Here is a 1,212-nt window from a genome sequence, read left to right on the forward strand (position 1 = left end):
GAGATTCCCACACCAGTGATCTCACTAGCGGTAATCCCCGCAGCTTCTTTGCTCAGCGACATAGCTTCAAGAGCTGCTTCTTCAATAGTGGATGGATCTTGCTCGGCATACCCGTTTTGAGGATGAAGCAGCGGATAGCCTACCTCATGCTCCCCGACAACATGGCCGGACGGGTCAAAAATGATTGACTTTGCACTGGTTGTTCCAAGATCCAGTCCGATTACATATGACTTCATCAACGACTTCCTTTCTACATCCGTTTTCTTGAAATGGCATCCCGCATCCGTTGGGTTGCTTCCTGCGCTTGTTCTTTCATCTTCACGCTATAATTCACAAACAGCGAATCAATCAGTGATAGACTCGCGATTCTTGAAGCAAGTGCCTCCGAGCGATATTCCGTTTCCTGCGCCACTGTATATAAACTCAAATCAACCTTTTTTGTTAAAGGAGATTTGGCAAAGTTCGTAATGGCAAGCGTCTTCGCTCCTCTTTCTTTAGCAATATCCACAATATCAAGCGTATCTCGATTCGAACCGGTATGAGAAAACACGACGGCAAGATCGTCTTCATTCAGCTGGGAAACGGACATTAATTGAAGATGGGAATCCGTATAAGCATGGGTATCCATACCGGTCCTGATAAATTTGTGCTGAGCGTCCTGCGCCAGAATCCCCGAGCCACCGCTTCCATAGAAGAAAACGCGCTTCGCTTCCAGTAAGTATTCCATCGCTTTGGACAAGCTCTCGGCATTTTGAACGTCTCTCGAAGATTCGAGAGCGCGAATGTTGGCTTGAAAAACTTTTTCAGTAATTTCAAGATCATTGTCTGTTTCTTTAATGGTTTCATGGATATCTTTGATTGGATTAACGATTTCTGAGGCAAGCGCGATTTTCATCGCCTGATAGCCCTTGAAACCTAACCGCTTACAGAACCTGAAAACGGTTGCATCCGCGACCATAAGGTCATCGGCGACCTGGTTGATTGTAGAATGAACGATTTCTTCTGTGTTTTCTAATATATAATCAGCGATTAATTTTTCTTTTTCACTAAATTGGCTATAGGATGAACGAATACGACTAATGACGTGTTTGGTTGGTGCTTCAAGCATGGCATTTCCTCCTATTAGTTCTACAAGGTACTTCTATTGTATACGAAAAAATTTTCAAAGAAAAGTGAGAGGTGATGAAATTTTTTTCTGAAAAACCATTGTAT

2 protein-coding genes are annotated in these 1,212 nt (G+C 43.2%); both read right to left on the reverse strand.

Annotated features, from left to right (window positions below):
- A partial coding sequence (locus tag LD39_RS05570; protein ID WP_035543784.1) for an FGGY family carbohydrate kinase occupies positions 1 to 236 on the reverse strand: 236 nt, incomplete at its 3' end.
- Positions 237 to 250: 14 nt separating this feature from the next.
- Positions 251 to 1,108 carry a MurR/RpiR family transcriptional regulator gene (locus LD39_RS05575; protein WP_035543785.1) on the reverse strand — a complete coding sequence of 286 codons (858 nt, stop codon included), beginning with the start codon at positions 1,106 to 1,108 and terminating at the stop codon, positions 251 to 253.
- Positions 1,109 to 1,212 lie beyond the last annotated feature (104 nt).

The organism is Halobacillus sp. BBL2006 (assembly GCF_000786645.1).
Taxonomy (GTDB): domain Bacteria; phylum Bacillota; class Bacilli; order Bacillales; family Halobacillaceae; genus Halobacillus.

Bases quoted from the DNA above. Each gene is read 5' to 3' on its own strand.
- LD39_RS05575 (WP_035543785.1), bottom strand. From the start codon at position 1,108: ATGCTTGAAGCACCAACCAAACACGTCATTAGTCGTATTCGTTCATCC.